The following is a 16,991-nucleotide window of genomic DNA, read 5'->3' on the forward strand; positions in this document are numbered from 1 at the left end:
CCGATCATCATCCGATCCGCACCACGAGGAGCATGCCATGAGCACCATGAGCAAACTGAGCACAGCAAACGGGAGCCGCATCCTGCGCATGGCCCTCGCCATCGCCGCCATCGGCGTCCTGACCCCGGCCGCCCATGGCGAAGCGGGCGCACCGGCCACGTCGCCAGGCCTGTCAACCACGCCGCCCGGCGCCACGGCGGCCCCTGCCGCAGCGGCAAGTGTCAGCACGCCGCCACCGAAGGTCGTGCGCCGCGCGCCGCGCATGAAGCCGTCAGCGCAGCAAGCCATGCCGGACCAGATGGGCGGACACGCCGAACTGTCGCGCAACATGGCCCTGGCCGAAGGCAAGTCCACCCTGATGCACCTGCCGTTTCCTGTCGCCCGCGTCTCGGTGGGCGACCCGCGCATCGCCGACGTGATCCTGCTCAACACCACCGATGTCTATTTGCTGGGAAAATCCGTGGGCACGACCAACCTGATCGTGTGGAACCGCAATAATGAAGCGAGCATCATCGACCTGTCCGTCAGCATCGACGCCAGCCTGCTGCAAGCGCGCCTGGCCGAACTGCTGCCGAATGAAAAAGACCTGCGCGTGACGGTGGCCGGCGACACCCTGATCCTGTCGGGCGTCGTCAGCGACACCGTCAAGGCCGACCAGGCGATGTCGCTGGCCAACGCCTATGCGCAGCGCGGTTCGCGCCCTGCGGCGGGCGCCGCCGCTGCCGGTGCGGCGCCCGCCGCGGCCGGCGCCGCACCCGACCCGTCAGGCGGACCATCGGCCTCGCCACGCGTGATCAACCTGATGGCGATCGCCGCGCCACAGCAGGTGATGCTGGAAGTGAAGGTGGCGGAAGTGTCGAAAACCCTGGTCGATCAACTGGGCGCCAACCTGGGCCTGAGCAAGACCATAGGCGGCTGGACCTATTCGCTGCTGTCGAACTTGCTCAGCAACAATCCCAGCAGCATCGGCGCCAGCAACAGCCGTAACGGCAACTTCCTGGGCCTCGATGCGCAGAAGCGCGATGGCTTGATCAAGGTGCTGGCTGAACCTAACATCATGGCCATCAGCGGCCAGGAAGCCAGCTTCCTGGCTGGCGGCAAGATCTTCATCCCCGTCAGCCAGACCAACAATGGTGGCACGCCCACCATCACGCTGGAAGAAAAAGAGTTTGGCGTGGCCGTGAAGTTCACCCCCACCGTGCTCGAAGGGGGACGCATCAACCTGAAAGTATCGCCGGAGGTATCCGACCTGAACAAGGAAGGCATCGGCATCACGGCTACCGGCATAACGACCACCGCCATCCTGCCCTCGTTTACCACGCGGCGCGCCACTACCACGGTGCAGCTGTTCGATGGCCAGAGCTTCGCCATCGGCGGCTTGATCAAGAACAATGTGACCAGCAACATCAAGGCCTTGCCGGGCCTGGGCGAAGTGCCCGTGCTGGGCGCCCTGTTCCGCAGCACGGACTTCCAGACGGACCGCACGGAACTGGTCTTCATCATCACGCCGCACCTGGTCAAGCCGCTACCGCCCGACTACAAACTGCCGACCGATCCGTACGTAGAGCCTACGCGCGGCGACATGTTTATCCAAGGCAAGATGGAAGGCACGGCGCCCGCACCAGCGCCGGCACCACTGCAGCAGCCAGCGCCGATGCCGCTACCTGCCTCCGCGCCGCCGCCTGCCGCCATGGCCGCGCCCGTACCGCCTGCCATGCCGGTGGCCATGCCAGTCGCCACGCCGACAGCGAGCAGCAACGACCTGCCGCAATACCGCGCCGTGCCGAAAGCCGATGCGGCCTCGCCGTCGCTCAGCGTCATCGACGATCTCAAATAGGAGCATCCCCATGAAAACCTTCGCAACCACCCTGCCCCGCAACCTGCTGTGCGCTGCGGTGATCGGCGCGCTGGCCGGCTGTGCCGCCACCACCACCCCGGTGCTCGACAGCCATTTCGGCGAGTCGGTGACCTTGCTCAAGCAGCAGCAAATCCTGTATCCGGACGCGGCCAACAACCGCAATCCCGTGCTGGGCCTCGATGGCAAGACCGCCGTCAGCGGCTACAAGCTGTACCAGAAATCCTATAGCGCGCCCGATCCGATTCCCGACGTGCTGACGATCGGCGTCAGCAAACGCTGAAGCGTGCCCCATCCACCCAGCCACTGCCGGAGCTTGCCGTGAAAATCTTCATTATCTCCAGTAACGAAAAACAACTGGCCGCAATGACGGCGCTGTTGCGCGAGCGCCACGCGGACGACGATATCGACAGCGCCGTCGGCAGCCTGGAACGGCTGGCCGGCACGGCTGAAATGGCCGCGCCGGACGCGCTGCTGCTGGCGCAGCCCGTCATCGACGATGCCGACCTTGTACGCATCGAACGCCTGGCCAGCCGCCAGCCCGCCATGGCCATCATCCTGCAGTGCCAGCACCAGGGCAGCGACTTCCTGCTGCAAGCCATGCGCGCGGGCGTGCGCGAAGTGCTGCCGCAAGCCGACAACGGCGCCGCCCTGAATACGGCGCTGCAACGCATCGAGGACAAGAGCACGCGCCACGTGCGGCACGACGGCAAGATCATCGCCTTCGTCTCGTGCAAGGGCGGCAGCGGCGCCACGTTCCTCGCCGCCAACCTGGCGTATGCGCTGGCGCAGGACAAGCAGCGCGTGGCGCTGTTCGACCTGAACCTGCAGTTTGGCGACGCGGCGCTGTTTGTCTCGGACCAGAAGCCGGCCGCCACGCTGTCGCACGTGGCGCAGCAGATCCACCGCCTCGACCCCTCCTTCCTCGCCGCCAGCATGGTGCAGGTGACGCCGAACTTCAGCATCCTGGCCGCCCCCGAAGATCCGGGACACGCGAACGACATCAAGCCCGAGCACATTGACCAGCTGCTGCACCTGGCGCGCCACGAATATGACTTCATCGTGCTAGACACGGGCCGCGGCCTCGATGCCGTCAGCGTGCGCGCGCTGGACCACGCCGACATGATCTGCCCCGTGGTGCAGGCAACCCTGCCCTACATCCGCGATGGCAAGCGGCTGCTGCAAGTGTTCCAGTCGCTGGAATACCCGGCCAGCAAGATTCACCTGATCCTGAACCGCCAAGCGGGCGCCGATGAAATCCGCGGGCGCGACCTGGAAGCAGCCTATGGCCACAACATTTTCCACGCCATGCCGAATCACTACGCGGTGGCGGCAGCCTCGGTCAACCAGGGTGTGCCCGTACTGAAGCTGGCGCCCGGCAGCCCGCTGGCCAAATCACTGCAGGAGTGTGCGCGCAAGCTGGGCGGCACGCGCGCGGCCAGCGCGCCTGGCCTGTTTTCACGCCTGTTCCAGCGTAACAGGCCCATCCATCTTCGAGGGGAAACAGCATGAGCATCGACATCAATGGCGCCGGCCCCAGCCTGCGCGAACGGCTCGGCAGCGCCCCGGCCGCGAACGGCAATACGGCCTTCGGCGCCGTGCGCGGCGGCAGCATCGACAATCCCGCCTACCAGGAACTGAAGCAGCACGTGCACCAGTCCCTGCTCGACCGCATCGACCTGGAAGGCATGCAGCGCCTGTCACAGGAACAGATACGCGACGACCTGAAGGTCCTGGTGGGGCGCCTGCTGGATGAAGACAGCGTCGTCATCAACGACCTGGAACGGCGCACCCTGGTGCGCGACATCCAGGACGAAGTGCTGGGCTTCGGCCCGCTCGAACCGCTGCTCAACGATCCCACCGTCTCGGACATCCTCGTCAACACGCACCGCCAGGTGTATGTCGAACGCCATGGCCAGCTCGAGCTGAGCGACATCCGCTTCAACGACGATGCGCACCTGATGAAGATCATCGACAAGATCGTCTCGCGCGTGGGACGGCGCATCGATGAATCGAGCCCCATGGTCGATGCGCGCCTGCCGGACGGCTCGCGCGTGAACGCCATCATCCCGCCGCTGGCCATCGATGGACCCGTGATGTCGATACGGCGCTTTTCGGCCCAGCCGCTGCGGCTTTCCGACCTGGTCGAGCATCACAGCCTGACGGCCGAAATGGCACAAATCCTGCAGGGCCTGGGCAAGGCCAAGATCAATATCCTGATCTCGGGCGGCACGGGCAGCGGCAAGACCACCATGCTCAACGCGATATCGGGCTTCATCAGCGGCACCGAACGCATCGTCACCATCGAGGATGCGGCGGAGCTGCAAATGCAGCAGCCGCACGTGATACGCCTGGAAACCCGGCCAGCGAACATCGAAGGCAAGGGCGAAGTGACGCAACGCGCACTGGTGCGCAATGCCCTGCGCATGCGGCCCGACCGCATCATCCTGGGCGAGGTGCGCGGCGCCGAGGCGCTCGACATGCTGCAGGCGATGAATACGGGCCATGAAGGGTCGATGGCCACCATCCACGCCAACACGCCGCGCGATGCCCTGACGCGGCTGGAAAACATGATCAGCATGGCCGCCTCCATGTTGCCGGGCAAGGCCATGCGCCAGCAGATCAGCGCCGCCATCGGCGTGGTGGTGCAGGTGGCGCGCCTGACGGACGGCAAGCGCAAGGTGGTGTCGATCCAGGAAATCACGGGCATGGAAGGCGAGATGATCACCATGCAGGAAATCTTCACGTTCCGCCAGACGGGTGTGGCCCAGGATGGCGCCGTCAGCGGCCACTTCCAGGCCAGCGGCGTGCGTCCCCGCTTCCTCGACCGTCTGCGCGCCTTCGGCGTGGTCGTGCCGGAAAGCCTGTTCGATCCCAACCGCCAATACCATTGAGGAGCCACGCCATGGACACCAGTTATTACGTCTTCGGGGCCCTGATCTTCATCGCCGTGCTGCTGCTCGTCATGGGCCTGTACCAGAGCTGGAACACTGTGCGCGGGCCGGAATCGGAACGGGTGGCGCGGCGCCTGCGCGTGATGTCGGCTGGCGCCCACGCGGGCGAGCAGAACACGTCGATGATCAAGCAGCGCCTGCTCAGTGAAACCCCGGCGCTGCAGAAGCTGTTGCTGGAAGTACCGCGCGTGCATGCGCTCGACCGCTTGCTGGAACAGTCAGGGCTGACGTGGAGCGTGGCGCAGTGGGCCATGCTGGTACTGCTGGCCTTCCTCGTCGGCCTGGTCGGCGCCAGCCTGATCGACCTGCCCTGGCTGCTGCGCCTGCTGGTAGCAGCCGCCTGCGCGCTGCTGCCCCTGTACTACATCGAACGCGCCAAGGCGCACCGCCTGCAACGCATCGGCCAGCAGTTGCCGGACGCACTGGAACTCATGAGCCGCGCCCTGCGCGCCGGCCATGCCTTTCCCACGGCCCTGAAAATGGTTGGCGAGGAAATGAACGCGCCGCTGGCCGACGAATTTCGCATCGCCTTCGACGAAGTCAACTTCGGCATCGCCATGCCGGACGCGCTGATGAACCTGACCACGCGCGTGCCCAGCACGGACGTGCGCTATTTCGTCATCGCCGTGCTGATCCAGCGCGAGACGGGCGGCAACCTGTCGGAATTGCTCGATAGCATCAGTCACATCATCCGCGAACGCTTCAAGCTGCTGGGTCAGGTATGCGTGCTGTCGGCCGAGGCACGCCTGTCGGCCTGGATCCTGGCGCTGCTGCCGTTCGGCGCGGCGGCCATGATCCAGCTGACCAACCCCACCTTCCTGGAACTGCTGTATCGCGATCCCGGCGGACAGAAGATGCTGGTCGGCGCCCTGCTGCTGATGCTGGTCGGCGTCATCATCATGCGCAAGGTGATCCATATCCGGGTGTGATTTTTTGAGGGGAACGACATCATGACTACCTTGCAAATGGCCTTTCTCGGCTTGCTGTTTGTCGCCGTTTTCGCCGGCGCCATGTTCGTGCTGCTGCTGGCCGTGCCCGACCCGCTGCGGCACCGCCTCGACAGCGTGGGCGCAGCAGCACCGGGCAGCGCCCGCCACTGGCTGGCGCACTTCGTCAAGCTGAGCGGACCACTGGCGCGCCTGTCCCTGCCCGAAGACGGCTGGGAGACATCGAAAATACGCTTGCGTTTCATGCATGCGGGACTGCGTCACCCATCGGCGCCGCTGCTGTATTTTGGCGCCAAGACGGCCCTCGCCGTGGGCCTGCCCGTGCTGGTGTTCCTGGGCCTGAGCGTGGCCGGCGTGCATTACAGCAGCACAGCCTTGCTGCTGTGGCTGCTACTGGCCGCCGCTTTCGGCTACTACCTGCCAAACGCCTGGCTGAACCGCCGCATCCGCCTGCGCCAGCGCGACATCTTTGAAAGTTTTCCCGATGCGCTGGACCTGATGACGGTCTGCGTGGAAGCGGGCCTGGCCATGGATGCGGCGCTGGCGCGGGTGGCATCCGAAATCACGCTGAAAAGCGCCGTGTTGGCCGAAGAACTGCACTTGCTGACACTGGAGCTGCGCGCCGGCAACTCGAAGGAACGGGCCTTGCGCAACTTGGCCCTGCGCACGGGCGTGGAAGATGTCGATGCCCTCGTCGCCATGCTGATCCAGGCCGAACGCTTCGGCACCAGCATCGCCGCCTCGCTGCGCGTGCAATCGGATCAGCTGCGCACCAAGCGGCGCCAGCTGGCAGAAGAGCAGGCGGCAAAAATTGCCCTGAAACTGCTGTTCCCGCTGATCTTCTTCATCTTCCCTTCCCTGCTGGTGGTCCTCATGGGACCAGCCTTCCTGCAGATCTACCGCGTGCTGCTGCCTGGCATGGCCGGCGGCAATTAAACATTCCCAAGCTGTTCCCGGCGGCCTGCGCTGCCGGAAACCATGCCTACAAGCCTTCCTCCCTGCACTGCACTGCACTGCACTGCACTGCGCCGCCGGCCCAAGCTGCCTTCTCAGCATTGCTCAGTAACTCCAGCATGCGGCAGGCAGGCATGAAAAAGGCCGGACTCGCCGTCCGGCCCTTGCCAACTATCCTGCTCCCCTTACATACTGATGCGCAAAATAGCCGAGGCGAGTTTTTCAAAGCAAGGCTTCAATTCGTCGGAATTGGCCGCGTGGCAATAGATGCCCACCGGCTGGCCAGCGCCAGCCGTCACGCAGCGCGACAAGGCATCCGGCGTATTGGCCATGCACTTGAGGATGTCTTCGCCCTTGTCGCTGGGTGCAGGGCCGTTGGCTGCCGTCAGCTCGCTGCCCAGACCCAGGCTAAACACATATATGCCTTCGGCGCGGGCCTTGGTGGCCATCGCTTCAAGCAGGTTGCGCGAGGCGCGATTGACATTGATCCAGGTGGCCGCATTGCTGCTGGTGTCGTTGGTGACGGCACGCGGCGTGGCCGTGATGACGGGGAACTCCTGCAAGGCCGGCAAATTCGTGGGATTGTGCGCGTTATACCATTGCGGCAAGGCGGCCGCATCGAGGTTCTTGACGATGTTCGAACCCTGGTTGCACTTGCCCGCCGCCGTCGTGCCCTGTTTGTTGATCAGCCACAGGCCAGCCGGCGTCCCGGTGCTGGTGCCGTCGCCCGTCACCAGCGAGCCTGGCGTGGTGCAGTCGGCCGGTGTCTTGAACTTGAAGACGGAGGAAATGGTATTGGGCGAACCGTCGGAAAAAAATACGATCACGCGCAGGCTGGAGCGGTTGGCCAGGGCGATGCTGTTGAGCTGGTCGCGCCCGTTCCACACCCCTTCGGCCGAATTCGTCAAGCCGTCAAACGAGTACTTGCCGATGGCCTTGCTCATGCCTGCCTGGTCAAAACCGCGCGCCACCGTGTTGATCGGAGTATCGACTTCGGCGCCGTAGGAAAAATGGATCAGGGCCATACGGTCCAGCGCGGGGTTGAACTTGCTGAGAAACAGCTGCGCACTGCTGATGACGGTGGCACCGACGGGCGCCATCGAGCCAGAGGTATCCATCACGAAGGCCAGGTCCAGGTCCTTGCGGATGGTCTGCGCCGCGGCGCTGACCGTCAGCAAATTAAAACCCAGCACGCGCATCAGGGTCACGGGCACGGCGGCCGTGGCCGCCGCATCGATCGTCACCTTGCCCGCGTCAAACGTCACCGTGGGATCGTTGAAGGTGGGCGTGGCCCCCAGGTAGCCCGTGGGGAAATTCACGGCAAAAAACTTTTGCGCCGCCGCCTGGGCGCTGGCCCGCTGCGCTGCCTCGCCCACGCCTTGCGTGACGGCGCGCGCGGCGGCGATGCTGGCCGAATCAACGGCCGCATTGAGCTTGGAGCGGATGATAAAACCCAGGCCGGAATCGATGGCCAGGCCCACCGCGCCGATCAGCACCACCATCGACAGGCCGATGACAATCAGAACCTGCCCCTTCTGTTTTCCAGTCCGCCTGCGTATGCTTTTCATGATGTTCTCCCCGCGCCTGCACGGGCGCCTGCGCAATGATGACAGCGTGTCTAAAAAATGGTCTTGGCATACAGATTGCCGCTCAGCTGGGGTGTTTGCGCACCAAAGCCCAGGCTCATGCCGGCAAACAGGATGTTGGCGCGATACAGTCCCTCGACGACATAAATGACTTCGCCGTTGGCCAACTGGTTGCTCATGGCATCGTTGATGGGCGAACCCGCGCTGGGGATGCTGGTGCACTTGCCCGTGCCGTCGCTGGCCCAACTGCCGCAGCTCCACACCTTGCTGGCCTGCTGCGGTCCGTTGGTCCAGCGGTAATGTTCGAGAATGACGTTCTGCTTGCCGGGGCCATTCCCCATGATCTTGCTGATGTACATGCTGCCATTGCTGGCCATGTCCAGCGGCGGCGTCGTCATCGCCAGCGCCGTCATGATGGTCTGCGGATCCTGCGACGAGCGCGACGCCAGGTTGGCGCCTTCGCGGCTCAGGTTGGTCAATATCATGTCCCCCTGCACGATGCGCGCCAAGTCGAAGACGGGGACGGCCATCATCAGCAGAAAGGGCAGCACCAGGGCGAACTCCACGGCGGCCACGCCTTGCTGGCGGCGCGCGCGCGTCAATGTCCGTTGTTGGGATGGCGTCATCAGAAGGCCTCGTTGCGCATGGTGGCCGCGACGCTGAAGGCATACTGGCCGGGCGCACTCGTGGAAGTTTTGGGATTGAGCAAGGCCATCAAGCGCCAAGCGGGGGTGATGACGGGCCAGGTACAGTTCACCTGCAAGACGACAATATCGCCGGCCGCGCCGAACATATTATTGTTGTACGCCGAAGGCGCTTGCGATACGCCATTGACCACCACCACGGGACTGACCATCGCATACAGGCCCAGCGAGCTGTCGTTGATCTTTTGCAGCACCGCTTCGTAGCGCTGCTTGTTGGCGCTGGCGGGATCGAGGTTGTTTTGCCCCGTGATGGAGTAGCGGGCCCCTTCGCGCACGGCGTACTGCATCGTCAGGTTGACCCAGAACATGACCCCCAGTTCCATGATCATGGCGATGAGGAAAAAGAGGATAGGGGCGATCAAGGCAAATTCCACCAACGCAGCGCCACGTGGGCGATTTTTCAGGCACAACTTTCCCCTACAGCTGTTTCTAGTCTGCATGATTTACTCGCTTGGACAGGTTGCTCTCGGTCTCGCGCCGAGGTTGCAATAAAACCAAATAAATTGTTCTTTGTATAATTTAATTTAGGTAATGCTGAGACGAAAGTCAAGGTCTGAATACATGCAAATTACATACAAATTCACGCGTACACAAAATAACGATAGGAAACGAAATTAGCGCGGAAGCAAGCGACGGTCGGCGGGATCGAGCAGGAAGCCCTGCAGGATCTCCTGCAGCTGCGGCAGCTTGGCCACGTGGGCGGGAATGCCCAGCTGGCGCGCACCGAAGTAGTGGGCGATGATGTCGCCCTGCTGCTCCATGTTGAAGTCGGACAGGATGCCGCCGGCCTGCGCGTCGTAGCGGTAGGCGCGCTGCCCGATATAGCCGCCGCACAGCGCCAGCAACATGCCATGCAGCAGCACGCAGTAGCCGAGCTGGTACTGCCACACGTGCACCATTTCGTGGATGAAGAACAGCTTGCCGCTGTTGCCTTCGCGGGAAAAATCGTCGCGGTACTGGGCCGGCATGAAATGCAGGCTGCCGCGCGGCGTCATGGCCGTGTTCTGGTCCTGCAAGCCTAACGGTAGAAAGGAGCCGCGCACCACGCGCACGCGCGCGTAGTCGACGGCGCCCTGAAAGACGCTGCGGGCCATGGCGGTTTCGCCGATGGTCAGGGGACGGCGCAGCACGCGCATGGCACTCCGTCAGAAAAAAGAAGCGGCAAGCACAAAAGCTTGCCGAGTACTACAACTGCAAGTACCTGACAGAAGCGTAGCGAGCGGCAGTGATTTGTGGCCAAAAAGCGCAACCGTACTCTAGTACGGTGAGCATCGCAGGCCGCAAAGTGCGGCGCGCAGTAGCTTATGTCAGGTACGACTAGGCGGAGCGAAGGCCGCTGGCAGCTTTCGCAATTTCCGTGATGCGGTCCCAGTTGCCGGCCGCGATCGCGTCTTTTGGCGTCAGCCACGAGCCGCCCACGCAGGCGACGTTCTTGCACGCCAGGAACTGCGACGCCGTCTCTTGCGAGATGCCGCCCGTCGGGCAGAACGTGATGTCCGGCAGCGGGCCGTAGATGGCGTTGAGCATGCCGATGCCGCCCGCTGGCACGGCCGGGAACAGTTTCAGCTGCTGGAAGCCGTTTTCGCGCGCCGCCATCACTTCACCGGGTGTCATCACGCCAGGCAGCAAGGGCAGGCCGCTGCTTTTCGCCGCCGCCACCAGGGCCGACGTCAGGCCAGGCGAGACGCCGAAGACAGCGCCTGCATCGCGCGCCTGGGCGAATTCCTCGGGACGCGTGAGCGTACCGACGCCGACGATGGCGCCCGGCACGGCCGACATGGCGCGGATCGCTTCCAGGCCATGCTTGGTGCGCAAGGTTACTTCCAGCACGCGGATGCCGCCCGCCACCAGCGCGCGCGCCAGCGGTACGGCGTGTTCAGGATCGTCGATCGCAATCACGGGGATCACGCTCGAGGTGCGCATAATTTCCAGTAGTGTCATGGTCATCTCTTATTTCCTAGCCAAAAAGTCTTCATCGGAACCCGGTACGGTATCACCGACATTGTCGGCGTCGTGCAAGGCGACGGTGGTGGGAATCGGCGACGGCAGGCCGAAGGTGGTGGCACCCTCTTCCGCCGCGCTGACGGTGGAACGGAACATGGAAAACAGCTCGCGGCCCATGCCGACGTGGTTCGGCGACAGGTCGGCCGTGACCAGCGAACGGGCGTGCCAGACGTCGGCCGGCACCAGCGCCTCGAGCACGCCGGTGAAGGCGTCGAGGCGGATGATGTCGCCGTCGCGCACCAGACCCAGCGGGCCGCCGGCGAGGATCTCAGGCGATACGTGGATGGCGGCCGGCACCTTGCCCGATGCGCCCGACATGCGGCCATCGGTGACCAGCGCCACGTGGCGGCCAGCATCCTGCAGGTTGGCCAGCGCCGGCGTCAGCGCATGCAGTTCCGGCATGCCGTTGGCGCGCGGGCCCTGGAAGCGAAGCACGGCGACGAAGTCGCGGTCCAGCGTGCCGGCCTTGTAGGCGTTCATGAACTCTTCCTGCGAATTGAACACCAATGCCGGCGCTTCCACCGTGCGGTGCTGCGGCTTGACGGCCGAGACCTTCATCACGGCGCGGCCCAGGTTACCCGCGACGAGAACCATGCCGCCGTCCGGCGCGAACGGGTTCGAGGCCGGGCGCAGCACGTTTTCGTCGGCGCTGGCGGCCGGTGCATCTTTCCAGAAGACCTTGCCGTCTTCACCGAGGAACGGCTCCATGCAGTGCGCGCGCAAGCCGCGGCCCAGGATGGTGTTGACGTCTTCGTGCAGCAAGCCCGCATCGAGCAGTTCGCGGATCAGATAACCGGTGCCGCCGGCCGCGTGGAAATGGTTCACGTCGGCGTCGCCGTTCGGATAGATGCGCGTGAGCATCGGCACGATGGCCGACAGTTCGTTGAAATCGTTCCAGTCGATGACGATGCCGGCTGCCTTGGCGATCGCCACCAGGTGCAGCGTGTGGTTGGTCGAACCGCCCGTGGCCAGCAAGCCCACGACGGCGTTAACGATACATTTCTCGTCGACGATATGACCGACTGGCAAGTAATTGGCGCTTTGCGCCGTGATGACAGCGGCGCGCTGGGCGGCGGCGGCCGTCAGCGCATCGCGCAGCGGCGTGTTCGGCGTGATGAAGGCGGCGCCCGGCAAGTGCAGGCCCATCACTTCCATCAGCATCTGGTTGCTGTTCGCGGTGCCATAGAAAGTACAGGTGCCGGCGCCGTGGTAGGCTTTCGACTCGCCTTCGAGCAAGTCTTCGCGCGTGGCCTTGCCTTGCGCATACAGCTGGCGCACCTTGGCTTTTTCCTGGTTCGACAGGCCCGACGTCATCGGACCGGCCGGCACGAAGACGGCCGGCAAATGGCCGAAGTGCAGCGCGCCGATCAGCAGGCCCGGCACGATCTTGTCGCACACGCCCAGGTACAGGGCCGCATCGAACATATTATGCGACAGCGCCACGGCCGTCGACATGGCGATGGTGTCGCGCGAAAACAGCGACAGTTCCATGCCCGGCTGGCCTTGCGTCACGCCATCGCACATGGCAGGCACGCCACCGGCGAACTGGGCCACGGCGCCCACTTCGCGCACGGCTTGCTTGATGATCTGCGGGAAGCCGTCGAAGGGCTGGTGCGCCGACAGCATGTCGTTGTACGAGGACACGATGGCCACGGAAGGCTTCTTGTATTCCTTCAGCGACAGCTTGTCGTTGGCGGGAAAGGCGGCAAAGCCGTGCGCCAGGTTGGTGCACGACAGGGCGCCGCGCTGCACGCCCTGGATGCGGGCCGCATCCAGATGCGCCAGATAGGCGCCGCGCGATGGCCGGCTGCGCGCGATGATGCGCGCTGTTACGGATTCGACTACTGGATGCAGCGCCATATGGATTTCCTTAAAAATGAGTATTTTGTGAAATTTTACTACAAAATGGTCGAGCAGAAGCACTCTTGCAGTGGCCAGTGGCAGAAATAATCCATTTTTTCACGACCTTTCAAGGCAAAACGACAGCGTTCGACGTCCACTCGTCTTGCTTGCCTATCTATTGCAGTAAGGATAAAACGCCTGAAAAAACGCTGAAAATGCTATGCGCCTGCACAAACTGTAGTGAAATTACGTTTTTCTGATGTATTATTCTCATACCAACGCCGGCACCCACGTTCGCCACGATGAACGCGCCGCGCTCCTTTCAACCGAGACAAGCACCCAAGCCGACCGCCATGCGCCAGCCAGCACCTACTCCTGCCATCACCGCCACCGCCAGTTTCCAGTCCCTGCAAGCGCATAGCGCCAGCCTGCGCGAAGTGCATCTGCGCCAGCTGTTCGCCGCCGACCCCGCGCGTTTTTCCAGCATGACAGTCGATGCGGCAGGACTGTTGCTCGATTACTCGAAGAACCGCGTCGACGCCAGCGCCATGGCCCTGCTGATGGACCTGGCCCGCGAGCGCGGCGTGGAAGCGCAGCGCGAAGCGATGTTTACGGGCGAGAAAATCAATCTTACCGAACATCGGGCCGTTCTGCATACTGCCTTGCGCGCGCCACGCGGCACCAAGCTGGTGGTCGATGGCCAGGATATCGATGCCGACGTGCAAGATGTGCTGCAACGCGTGAAGGCGTTTACGGACAAGGTGCGCAATGGCAGCTGGCTCGGCCACACGGGCAAGCCGATTTGCGACATCGTCAACATCGGCATCGGCGGCTCGGACCTGGGACCGAAAATGGCTTGCCTGGCCCTGCGCTCCTACGCCAACCCGGGCCTGGAAATGCACTTTGTTTCCAACGTCGACGGGCACGACATGGAAGCGACCCTGTCCAAGGTCGATCCGGAAACCACCCTGTTCATCGTGGCCTCGAAAACCTTCGTCACGGCCGAAACCATGCTCAACGCCAACACGGCGCGCGCCTGGTTCCTGCTCGAAGGCGAAGAAAAGGACCTGGCCCAACATTTTGTGGCCGTTTCGACCAACACGCAAGCCATCGTCGACTTCGGCATCGCGCCGGAAAACATGTTCCCGTTCTGGGACTGGGTCGGCGGACGCTATTCCGTCTGGTCCTCGATCGGCCTGGCCGTGGCGCTGTCCGTGGGCTTTGAATACTTCAGCGATTTCCTCGCCGGCGCGCATGCGATGGACCAGCACTTCCGCCAGGCGCCACTGGAACAGAACATGCCAGTGGTACTGGCCATGGTCGGCTTCTGGAACCGCCAGTTCCTCGATTGCGGCTCCGTTTCCATCGCGCCGTATCACCAGGACCTGAGCCGCTTTGCCGCCTATTTGCAACAGCTGGACATGGAAAGCAACGGCAAGCGCGTCACCAAGGATGGCGTGCCCGTCGACGTGCCGACCGGTCCCGTCATCTGGGGCGATTGCGGCACGAATGCGCAGCATGCGTATTTCCAGCTGCTGCACCAGGGCACCGACATCACTCCCATCGATTTCATCGCCGCCCTGCGCGCCACGCACGATTTGCCTGGCCACCACGACGCCCTGCTGGCCAACTGCTTTGCCCAGTCGGAAGCCTTCATGACGGGCAAGACGGGTGAGGAAGTGCGCCTTGACCTGCAGGCGCAAGGCTTGCCGGAAAGCGAGATCGAAGCGCTGGTGCCGCACAAGACTTTCCCCGGCAACCGCCCCAGCAACACCATCTTGATGGACCAGCTGACCCCGACCACCCTGGGCGCCCTGATCGCACTGTACGAACACAAGACCTTCGTGCAAGGCGTCTTGTGGAACGTCAACAGTTTCGACCAGTGGGGCGTGGAACTGGGCAAGGTGCTGGCCAAGAAAATCCAGGCCGAACTGACGGGCGAAGCCCGTCCCGACCACCACGACAGCTCGACCAATGGCTTGATTGCCCTGGCTAAAGCAGCAAAAGCCGCATATTAAAAGAGATAAATGAATATTTACGAAATCAAGGTAGTCAGCGACAAGCCCATGCAAGTGGGCGAATGCCCGCTGTGGCATGGCAAGGAAGCGGCCCTGTACTGGGTCGATATCGATGGCTGCGCCGTGCACCGCTTGCACCCTGCCAGCGGCAAGCATGAGCAGTGGAGCATGCCGACGGAGCCGTCGGCACTGGCCATCAACGCTGGCGGCGGCCTGATCGTGGCCTTGCGCAGCGGCTTTGCCCACCTCGACACGAGGACGGGCAGCCTGGCGGAAATCGCCCCGGCGCCGTTCGACACGGCCACCACGCGTTTCAACGATGGCAAGGTCGACCCTGCAGGCCGCTTCTGGGTCGGCACCATTTTCGAGCCGCGCAGCGCCGATGCGGCGGAAATGTTCGTGCTGGAAAAAGGACAGGTGCGCAAGGTCTGGTCCGGTGGCATGACGGTGTCGAACGGCCTGGGCTTCAGCCCCGACGGGCGCACCATGTACCACGCAGATACCACCACGCACCGCATCGACCGCTACCACTTCGACGCGGCCACGGGTGCCATTTCCGAGCCGCAACCATTCCAGCGCTTTTCCACCGATAAAAAATCGGCGGACTACGGCGGACGCCCGGATGGCGCGGCCGTCGACAGCGAAGGCAATTACTGGTCGGCCATGTTTGAAGGCGGCAAGATTTTACGCCTCGCCCCCGATGGCCATGTGCTGGGCGAAATTACCGTGCCCGTGCGCTGCCCCACCATGGTGACGTTTGGCGGTCCCGACCTGCGCACCCTGTACATCACCAGCGCCAGCCACAACCGATCAAACGCCGAGATCGCCAACTACCCGCTGACGGGCCACGTGCTGTCCGTACGCGTAGACGTGGCGGGCCAGCCGGAAACGCCTTACCAGGCATAAAGACGGCAAGGCATGAAAAAGCGCCGGACCCTCGCGGGTGCCGGCGCTTTTTCACCTGCGGCCGCGCAGATTAGCGGGCCAGCACCTTGCGTATCGTCTCGGCCAGTTCCGCCGCCACAAACTTGGCCACATAACCATCGGCGCCCACGCCCTTGACGTGGTCTTCGTTGGTCGAGCCCGTCAGCGACGAGTGGATCACCACGGGGATGTTGGAGAAGCGGCCATCGTTCTTGATGTTGCGCGTCAGGGTGAAGCCATCCATTTCCGGCATTTCCAGGTCGGTCAGCACCAGCGCAACCTTGTCTTTCGCCGTCTTGCCTTCGGTCGCCGCCTGAGCCGAGATCGCCTGCAGGCGTTCCCACGCTTCCTTGCCCGTCTTGGTCATGATGAAGGGCACGCCCATCGCTTCGAGGCCTTTTTCAATCAGCGAGCGGGCCAGCGAGGAATCGTCGGCCGCGAGGATCACGGCGCCGGCCGGCAGGCGCACTTGCGGGCCGATGCTGTTCTGATCCACATCGGGATCGCCCGACGGCAGCACGTTGCGCAGGATTTGCTCCACGTCCAGCACTTGCGCCAGGCGCGTCTTGTCCGTGTCGCCATCGAGGCGCGCGATACTCGTGACGAGGCCGCCACCGACGCTCGATTCGGCCGACAGGACCTGATTCCATTCCAGGCGCACGATTTCATCGACCTCTTCCACGGCGAACGCCTGGGTCGAGCGGGCAAATTCCGTCACCATCAAAATCTTCAAGCCATTGCTTTTGCAACCGACGGCCATCGGCAAGTCGATCACGGGCACGATCTGGCCACGGATATTGACCACGCCCAGCATGTGGGGATGCGACCCGGCCACCGCCGTGATGGCCGGCATTTCCATGATTTCACGGACTTTGAACACATTGATGCCGAAGAGTTCGCGGCTGGTCGAGTGATCACTGGTGCCCAGCTTGAACAGGAACAGTTCGAATTTGTTATTGCCTGTCAGGCTGGTGCGTTCATCGACATCTTGCTGCATTGAATTCATTGTGTCCCCTTGAGCCGTCTTGTAAAGTTAAGTCTGCCTACCCGTGATGCTGCGGGCAGTGCGGACTGCACGTCGCATGGACGTCGGATGGCGGGTTCGGGGCATGGCCGGCGCTAGCGGTGCAGTGTATATCGTACAATTTCTTACAACCAATAGTTGCTATCGATTCGAGCCTGAATTATACGGTTTTTTACTTT

The 16,991-nt window shown here is 63.2% G+C and carries 15 protein-coding genes; 8 read left to right on the forward strand and 7 right to left on the reverse strand.

Annotated elements, in window-relative coordinates; all coding sequences use genetic code 11:
- Positions 1-37 precede the first annotated feature (37 nt).
- Genes ACQ4W0_RS05830 through ACQ4W0_RS05855 form a run of 6 tightly spaced genes read left to right on the forward strand, consistent with a single transcriptional unit; the run spans position 38 to position 6,692 of the window.
- A complete protein-coding gene (locus tag ACQ4W0_RS05830) occupies positions 38-1,837 on the forward strand; it encodes a type II and III secretion system protein family protein (RefSeq protein WP_436575907.1) in 1,800 nt (599 codons plus the stop codon).
- A gap of 10 nt (positions 1,838-1,847) precedes the next feature.
- A complete protein-coding gene (locus tag ACQ4W0_RS05835) occupies positions 1,848-2,138 on the forward strand; it encodes a pilus assembly protein (RefSeq protein WP_436575908.1) in 291 nt (96 codons plus the stop codon).
- Between the two features lie 38 nt (positions 2,139-2,176).
- Complete coding sequence (locus ACQ4W0_RS05840; RefSeq protein ID WP_436575909.1) at positions 2,177-3,367, forward strand: CpaE/TadZ family protein; 1,191 nt, start codon at positions 2,177-2,179, stop codon at positions 3,365-3,367.
- A complete protein-coding gene (locus ACQ4W0_RS05845) occupies positions 3,364-4,749 on the forward strand; it encodes a TadA family conjugal transfer-associated ATPase (protein ID WP_436575910.1) in 1,386 nt (461 codons plus the stop codon). Before ACQ4W0_RS05840 ends, ACQ4W0_RS05845 begins: the two co-directional genes overlap by 4 nt.
- An 11-nt stretch (positions 4,750-4,760) precedes the next feature.
- A complete protein-coding gene (locus ACQ4W0_RS05850) occupies positions 4,761-5,738 on the forward strand; it encodes a type II secretion system F family protein (protein ID WP_436575911.1) in 978 nt (325 codons plus the stop codon).
- Positions 5,739-5,759: 21 nt separating this feature from the next.
- Positions 5,760-6,692 (forward strand): type II secretion system F family protein, encoded by a 933-nt coding sequence (locus ACQ4W0_RS05855; protein ID WP_436575912.1) that lies wholly within the window; start codon positions 5,760-5,762, stop codon positions 6,690-6,692.
- 203 nt (positions 6,693-6,895) lie between these two features.
- Here the strand turns inward: ACQ4W0_RS05855 and ACQ4W0_RS05860 are convergent, their stop codons facing one another.
- From ACQ4W0_RS05860 to edd, 6 genes are all read right to left on the reverse strand, one after another.
- Positions 6,896-8,278 carry a TadE/TadG family type IV pilus assembly protein gene (locus tag ACQ4W0_RS05860; RefSeq protein ID WP_436575913.1) on the reverse strand — a complete coding sequence of 461 codons (1,383 nt, stop codon included), beginning with the start codon at positions 8,276-8,278 and terminating at the stop codon, positions 6,896-6,898.
- 50 nt (positions 8,279-8,328) lie between these two features.
- The gene (locus ACQ4W0_RS05865) at positions 8,329-8,922 is read right to left on the reverse strand and encodes a TadE/TadG family type IV pilus assembly protein (RefSeq protein WP_436575914.1); all 594 of its coding nucleotides are present in this window, start codon (positions 8,920-8,922) and stop codon (positions 8,329-8,331) included.
- A complete protein-coding gene (locus tag ACQ4W0_RS05870; RefSeq protein ID WP_436575915.1) occupies positions 8,922-9,440 on the reverse strand; it encodes a TadE family protein in 519 nt (172 codons plus the stop codon). The genes ACQ4W0_RS05865 and ACQ4W0_RS05870 overlap by 1 nt, the downstream gene beginning before the upstream one ends.
- Positions 9,441-9,614: 174 nt before the next feature.
- Positions 9,615-10,136, reverse strand: coding sequence for a Rhs element Vgr protein (locus ACQ4W0_RS05875; RefSeq protein ID WP_436575916.1), 522 nt, complete (start codon positions 10,134-10,136; stop codon positions 9,615-9,617).
- A 181-nt stretch (positions 10,137-10,317) separates the two neighbouring features.
- Positions 10,318-10,947, reverse strand: a complete 630-nt coding sequence (eda, locus tag ACQ4W0_RS05880) for a bifunctional 4-hydroxy-2-oxoglutarate aldolase/2-dehydro-3-deoxy-phosphogluconate aldolase (RefSeq protein WP_070260457.1) — start codon at positions 10,945-10,947, stop codon at positions 10,318-10,320.
- 3 nt (positions 10,948-10,950) lie between these two features.
- Positions 10,951-12,864 (reverse strand): phosphogluconate dehydratase, encoded by a 1,914-nt coding sequence (gene edd, locus ACQ4W0_RS05885; protein ID WP_436575917.1) that lies wholly within the window; start codon positions 12,862-12,864, stop codon positions 10,951-10,953.
- Between the two features lie 335 nt (positions 12,865-13,199).
- Here edd and pgi point away from each other — a divergent pair, with 335 nt between their 5' ends.
- Positions 13,200-14,864, forward strand: a complete 1,665-nt coding sequence (gene pgi, locus ACQ4W0_RS05890; RefSeq protein ID WP_436575918.1) for a glucose-6-phosphate isomerase — start codon at positions 13,200-13,202, stop codon at positions 14,862-14,864.
- A gap of 9 nt (positions 14,865-14,873) precedes the next feature.
- Positions 14,874-15,770: an SMP-30/gluconolactonase/LRE family protein gene (locus ACQ4W0_RS05895; protein ID WP_436575919.1), complete on the forward strand. Its 897-nt coding sequence runs from the start codon at positions 14,874-14,876 to the stop codon at positions 15,768-15,770.
- A 70-nt stretch (positions 15,771-15,840) separates the two neighbouring features.
- Here the strand turns inward: ACQ4W0_RS05895 and ACQ4W0_RS05900 are convergent, their stop codons facing one another.
- On the reverse strand, positions 15,841-16,794 hold the full coding sequence (locus ACQ4W0_RS05900; protein ID WP_133989823.1) for a chemotaxis protein: 954 nt from the start codon (positions 16,792-16,794) through the stop codon (positions 15,841-15,843).
- Positions 16,795-16,991: the final 197 nt, after the last annotated feature.

This window comes from Janthinobacterium breve (assembly GCF_051380895.1).
In the GTDB taxonomy this organism is placed as follows: domain Bacteria; phylum Pseudomonadota; class Gammaproteobacteria; order Burkholderiales; family Burkholderiaceae_D; genus Janthinobacterium.

What these genes read in the sequence shown, in the direction of transcription:
- ACQ4W0_RS05830 (WP_436575907.1), top strand. Translation starts at nt 38, where the DNA reads ATGAGCACCATGAGCAAACTGAGCACAGCAAACGGGAGCCGCATCCTG.
- ACQ4W0_RS05835 (WP_436575908.1), top strand. Translation starts at nt 1,848, where the DNA reads ATGAAAACCTTCGCAACCACCCTGCCCCGCAACCTGCTGTGCGCTGCG.
- ACQ4W0_RS05845 (WP_436575910.1), top strand. Translation starts at nt 3,364, where the DNA reads ATGAGCATCGACATCAATGGCGCCGGCCCCAGCCTGCGCGAACGGCTC.
- ACQ4W0_RS05850 (WP_436575911.1), top strand. Translation starts at nt 4,761, where the DNA reads ATGGACACCAGTTATTACGTCTTCGGGGCCCTGATCTTCATCGCCGTG.
- ACQ4W0_RS05855 (WP_436575912.1), top strand. Translation starts at nt 5,760, where the DNA reads ATGACTACCTTGCAAATGGCCTTTCTCGGCTTGCTGTTTGTCGCCGTT.
- ACQ4W0_RS05860 (WP_436575913.1), bottom strand. Translation starts at nt 8,278, where the DNA reads ATGAAAAGCATACGCAGGCGGACTGGAAAACAGAAGGGGCAGGTTCTG.
- ACQ4W0_RS05865 (WP_436575914.1), bottom strand. Translation starts at nt 8,922, where the DNA reads ATGACGCCATCCCAACAACGGACATTGACGCGCGCGCGCCGCCAGCAA.
- ACQ4W0_RS05870 (WP_436575915.1), bottom strand. Translation starts at nt 9,440, where the DNA reads ATGCAGACTAGAAACAGCTGTAGGGGAAAGTTGTGCCTGAAAAATCGC.
- ACQ4W0_RS05875 (WP_436575916.1), bottom strand. Translation starts at nt 10,136, where the DNA reads ATGCGCGTGCTGCGCCGTCCCCTGACCATCGGCGAAACCGCCATGGCC.
- eda (WP_070260457.1), bottom strand. Translation starts at nt 10,947, where the DNA reads ATGACCATGACACTACTGGAAATTATGCGCACCTCGAGCGTGATCCCC.
- edd (WP_436575917.1), bottom strand. Translation starts at nt 12,864, where the DNA reads ATGGCGCTGCATCCAGTAGTCGAATCCGTAACAGCGCGCATCATCGCG.
- pgi (WP_436575918.1), top strand. Translation starts at nt 13,200, where the DNA reads ATGCGCCAGCCAGCACCTACTCCTGCCATCACCGCCACCGCCAGTTTC.
- ACQ4W0_RS05895 (WP_436575919.1), top strand. Translation starts at nt 14,874, where the DNA reads ATGAATATTTACGAAATCAAGGTAGTCAGCGACAAGCCCATGCAAGTG.
- ACQ4W0_RS05900 (WP_133989823.1), bottom strand. Translation starts at nt 16,794, where the DNA reads ATGAATTCAATGCAGCAAGATGTCGATGAACGCACCAGCCTGACAGGC.